The organism is Flavobacterium sp. DSP2-3-1 (genome assembly GCF_049896865.1).
Lineage (GTDB): Bacteria > Bacteroidota > Bacteroidia > Flavobacteriales > Flavobacteriaceae > Flavobacterium.
This window is the reverse complement of the sequence record NZ_JAFCVD010000019.1, coordinates 1-6,044: the sequence shown is the minus strand read 5'-3', so window position 1 is coordinate 6,044 and position 6,044 is coordinate 1. Positions and strand designations below refer to the sequence as shown.

Below are 6,044 nucleotides of genomic sequence, written 5' to 3'. Positions count from 1 at the left end.
TTTTCTTAACTTTATCTTTAACTAACTGATATCATGTTTTTTGAAAGAACAAGTTTTTTAAACAAATCTACAATCAAACACCAAATAAAACCATTTGTACTTCCAAATCGCCAATTTCACTGATGAAAGATTCCTTCATAAGCATTTCTTTGCTTAGCCCATCTTTCAAAATTCAAACAGTATTGCATTATTTGTAGCTCATCACTACGCTTTGCGACTTCAAATGTTACTTCCGTGCCATTATTCAAAAACATGATTAAGCTAACTAATGGTTTTGTCCGATACATTATATTGTACAAAATTGTACTGTTACTTTTTCACTCCTATATATAAGGTAGCACAATATATCGTGTAGAAGTAATTTTAAAGCTAATGGCGTTCGTGGCAATCAATCTTAATCTTAAAAAAATAGTTGAATATATCTCTTTAAAACCTTATCATCAACTATTTTTTTAATTTATAGAATATCATCGTGAAAGCCACTATTGCTTTATTATTTTTTTACTGATTACACCTTTATCAGTAATTATTTTTACTATATAAACACCACTTTGTACATTGAAAGGAATTTCCACTGTATTAGCATTTGGCACCTTTTTCAAAGTACTTAGCTGTTGACCGACGATATTGTAAATTGAAACTTCTATAATATCTACTAATTGATTTTTACTAATAACTAATTTCTTTTTGATTTCATTATTGTAAACAATTATCATTGATTCCGGCAATTCATTCTCGCCTGTTCCAAGTGCTTTATCTGTTTGAAAAGTTAATTCAAAACGAGAATTATATGTTCCTGCGGATAAATTAACAGCTGCAGGTTCTTTAGTAATATCATAGTAAATTGAAGTTTCCTTATCGTGAATATATACATTTTGATTTGCGGGTAAAAATTCCGCAGTATCAATGACAAATTGAACATTACCTGTTATATCTGTTTTTACTCCTAGTGGATACGATTTAGTAACATCGAATGAACCAACACCTTGAATAGTATATTCGGCATTATCAATCAAAAAATATAAATCATTTTTTTGTGTGTCAATCTGATAACCATCATAACCTCTATCCACTCCATCAGTCGCCAGATCATTCATGAATCCGATTAATAACTGTCTGTGATAATTATTTGCTGTGTTAAAACCTAACCTGATTTTTGTATTATAGTTATTATAAATTACATCATTACTATTGTCTTTAAAGTGGTCAATTATAGCTGTTTTATCTTTCTTTTTTGGCACCATTTTAAATAATGTATTGGAAATTGGCAGAGACAAATCGTCAACATCATTTTCCTTTACAAAAGCCCGTTGATTATTATTAAAAATAATTGGTATAGCTCCAACAATCCCTAGTTTTCCTGCTACAAAAAATCCTTGACCAACCGGGATATGTTGGTATGATAATTTAGTACTTACCCCTACACCTGCAATTCCTGCTGGAAAAACTGGAGGCGTTCCTCCGGTTAAAGTCAATGTAGCATAACCACCAGTATATCCTCCGACTACGTGAGTATTGTTGTCCGGAGAATGTTGCCAAAAATAAAGTTCTCCAGAAATAATGCCATCGATCGGGCCATCAATAGTGTTAATATTATCATTTATAAATTTATAGGCGTCTAAAGCCGACGGATAAGGATTACCTACCAAAAATAAGTTATCCGCCAAAACAGAATTACCTGTAATAAGGCCGTTGTAGGGTTTTCCTATAAATGTATAATTTTGAGTTAAAGAACTATTGGCATTTACAGCTCCTGCTCCTTTTAAAGTAAATCCTTGAGAAGGTAGAATTGTAGCGGTGCTTTCATCAAAATGTACCCAATCGGAATATTGTGTACCATTTTGAAATTTATACAACCAATATCTCGCCAGGCTTAAAGGTGCGGTACTTCCATCATATCCACTTACCCAATTAATATTTGCAGGAGTTGTTGTAGACCCATCTTTAAACACAGCATTTACGGTATATGCATTGTTGTTAGTAGTGGCATTTATTGGCCCTACGGGAGATGACCAATAATTATAATTATATTTATTAACAGTACCTTGTTGGTCTCTTTTTATAAAACCTTTACTGGTAGCATCCAGTTCACTATTGAGCGTCTGCACTAATTGAGAACGTCCTTTTAAATCAAGTAAACCATCTAATTTTAAATAATGTGAAACTTGAACCTTAGTATCATTATTTGCTGATAGCGTTTTATAAGTTGTGGCATCAGTACCTTCTACAAATAATCCTAAAACAGTTTTGTTTCCTATTGAAGTCACATTGTTTTTAATTTTAACGATATTTCCATTTACTGTCAAATCACCAGGAACTATAGAAACAGCATTGGGAATAGTTTGAATAGCACCATTTTTCCACATTGCTGAATTAGTTCCATTCCACTCTCCGTCAGCAACAGTTTCGTAAGGCAACGGTGCTGTTTGGGCATTTAAAAGCTGCTTGTTTTTATTTAAATATTTAATTCGAAGAAAATTGCGCTCATCTGTCAATCCCTCAACAGTTGTACCATAGAAAGCATTAAAATCATAGTATGCTTTTAGTGTCTTCCAAGTGATTGCTTTTATTTCATTGCTAGATATATTTTGAGGCAATACTTTTCCATTGGCGTTAAGACCAAATTTTTCAATTTCCTGATTCATTAAATAATTTATCTGATTGGACGATAATGCCATATCCCAGATGTTGATTTCGTCTATTTCTCCCCTAAACGGATTAATTATATTATTCTTATCAATATAAAGCGAACCAACGGAAAATCTGGAAAAATTAGGTGATGGATTTTGAAGGTTAAATTTAGAAAATTCTATCACACCATCTATGTAAAAGTCTGCTGCTCCTGCATAATACACTGCAACAATGTTATGCCATTTTCCATCAGCAATCGCAGTATTTGATTCAAATCTTAAAACGCCATCCCAATATGCTTCTACTTTATGTTGTGCATTTAAACGTAATTCTAAATTAACACCTTTGCTAATTATAGTCCTATTAGCAGTACTGCTCCCATCATTTCTTAACCAACAACCTATTGTAAATGAACCGCTGTTAAGGTTCAATGCATATTCTCCCACCAAAAAATCTTTATCAATTGTATTGGCAGTGCTGTTTACTAATTGTTTAGTTTCCTTTTTAAGTGCCTTCCCAAAAGTAAAATACTTAATACCATCAAAATCATACCATGTTTGATACGTTTCGCTTCCCTCTTTGTTTAATATTGCAACTCCAGCTGCAGTCTCATTCCTTTTTAAGGGAATTATATCAATGATATCACCATCTCTAAAAAGAGGATTATCACTTACAATTAAAGCATATTCTTCAGTTACAAGTCTTGGAAATGCACCAAAACTACTAAATGCATTACCCGGAATACTTATAAATACATTTTCAACATCGCCGTTAACGTCACTTTTAGTTTCAACAATTTTCCATTTTTTATTGATTCGAGTTGTCGAGGTAGTTAGTTCTGCTGCCAATGTTGTTACATTAGGAAATGCCACTGCTGTATAAGAACCTCCATCAGACCCCCAAGCTAAAAAATCGCGATCTTTTTTAAACTCATTTATATTAGCATTGTTAGTTGTCGCAATAACCCCTAAACCTATAGTTACTTCATTGGGATCATTACTGCTTTTAGACTGCTTTTGATACAAATCAGAAGCAACATCCTTACCAATTCCGGTAATGTTATAGTTGTAACCGCTATTAGCAGTAACGTCCCAAATAATAGTTCCCCCTGAATCGAGATAATTTTTACTGGTTCCGTTTGCTCCTAAAGTGATACCATATTTTATGGCAAGGTAGGTTTCAATCTTAGGACGATTGGCATCAAGCACACGTGAAGCGTATGATATTATCTCCGCCACTCGGCCGTTAAGGGTTCCATTAACAGTGCCGCTATTTATATTTTTTCCAATATTATAAGGAGTTCCTTTCCAAATATTAGGTGTTACGCTCGTATCGTTGTAACCTAAATTAGAATAGGACAAACTGCTTGTTAAAGTTCCTATAGCATTAGTATTAAACAATAAATCAACACCATCTGAAGCTGTAGTCGATTTATTTCGTGTATTAATAATCCCTGCTTTAGAATAATTTCCAACATTGTCTGCTACACTATAGAAACTTCCACTATTATTTTGCCATTGACTGAACCATAATCTTTCATTTGCAAAACGTGTTGTAAAATCACCAAAACCAATCCCCGTGTGCTCGTTTGCAATAATTGGATAAGTAGGATTTGAAGCAGAAGTACCAGAAATAATAGTCATTGGCAAAGTTGTTCCGTCGACAGCAACATCCGGTTCCATGACTATAAAAGTTTCATGAGTATAATATCCGTTGTCTGTGTTATACATAAATTGATTGCGTGATGCTGTATTTTCGAACTTTACAACAGGATTAAAATTAATGTTAGCACTTTCCGCATCAACATAAGTCGGTTGATTAGCAACGGTAGTTTGCGCTGCATCTTTCCCCATTGATCCCAAATCTCTCCATAGTGGAACACTGTAATTAGTACTTACACCTACAGGCAAAGTAATTCCTCTGGTAGATTTAAGCCACAGCCTAAAGTCTGGATTTCCTCCTCCTGGTCCGGTTACGCTTGGATTAAATCCTTCGCCACTTATGACAAAAGTATAAGGAGTTTTTGTGGCATCATTGTTAGGAAGTGAAATTATAGCCGATTTAATTCCTGGAGATTGTGGTCGAAAAAGTACCACAAAATAAGATGCTCCACCAGGCATAATAACATTAGAAGCAGCAGTACCAGCAGCCGAAGGATAAGGCGTTGGTTGAACTATTATCATAAAATCAGTGGAAGGCAATCCTGTTACAGGATTATACCCAAAACATGTTAATGGGTCAAGTGTTAATGGACAAGTACCTGTATTAGTAATTAAAAAATTTCGCGTTGTGTTTGCACCAACTGTTACTGTGCCAAACAAAGTACCATTAGACGATGTGGGAACAGTTTGTCCATTAAGAACGGGTTGTGTTGGCGTGCCTCCCAAAACAGAAATGGAAGGAGCATTCGTGTAAGTTATTGTAAAAGAAAAGGCTGGAAAATTTTTGGCATTAGAGTTTATAGTAACCACAGTAGATTGTGGTGAAGTATTACAGGCAAAATTATTTTTTCTTATTTTAAATACGCTTTTTTCACCTTTTTTAATATTGAATTGAGAAACCGGAGATGAAATTACAAAATTGGCATTGCTTAATGTGACTTCTGGGTTTGACAATACCAATGATGGATTTCCGCTCCCATCAGGAACGTTAGTGATCGAAAATGCAATTTCAGTTGAAGCACCGAAATTTACAGTTGCTCCATTAACAATATTTATAGGTGGATTCCCATAACTTACTTTAATTACTTGATTCCCTTGAGAAAAAAGTAACAGAGACGAGAAAAGTGCAAATGCAACTAATAAATTTTTAAGGTAATTTTTTCTCACTGTGGTATTTATTTATTTGTACAATTATTAATTATTTTGTGCCCTAAATTAAAAATTTTTATACAAAAAACAAAAATAAAAACAAAAATAAATCGACCATCGGCAATATTTATCGATTAAGTACAATAATTTGGTGCTTTTTAGTTGGAAATCAAATATTTTAACTATTTATTTACAAGTTTACATTCGGTTGATAGTTTAGTTATCAGGCATTTACGTAAAAAAAAATTTTTTATCCTCCGTATTTAGGCTATTTTTTATATAATTTGGAAAAATTTAAGTCAATTTCTTTTAATATTCACTTGGAGTGATTTTAACATATAAAAGATGTCAAAAGAGAGCAGCAAACAGCTTTGTAAATCAATCAATTCTAGTTACATCGCTCTAAAATTTCATCAAATTGGTATGAAGAAGTTTGATAATGACAATTTGAATTGAAGCTTTTCAAATTAAAGAATCTTTTAATATGCAGGATTCAAGTTATAAATGCAACTTTTTGATTAAACATATAATTAGGTGTTTCAAAATTAAATCTTTTTCTTGGTCTATTGTTTAATTTCTCTTGTATTTCTATAATTCTCTCTG

The 6,044-nt window shown here is 33.0% G+C and carries 1 protein-coding gene and 1 pseudogene; both read right to left on the bottom strand.

What is annotated here, in order from left to right; genetic code table 11:
- Positions 1-482: 482 nt before the first annotated feature.
- Positions 483-5,459 (bottom strand): LamG-like jellyroll fold domain-containing protein, encoded by a 4,977-nt coding sequence (locus tag ACP7AT_RS15610; RefSeq protein ID WP_426065362.1) that lies wholly within the window; start codon positions 5,457-5,459, stop codon positions 483-485.
- 475 nt (positions 5,460-5,934) lie between these two features.
- Positions 5,935-6,044: pseudogene (locus tag ACP7AT_RS15605) on the bottom strand (IS30 family transposase); the annotation flags it as partial.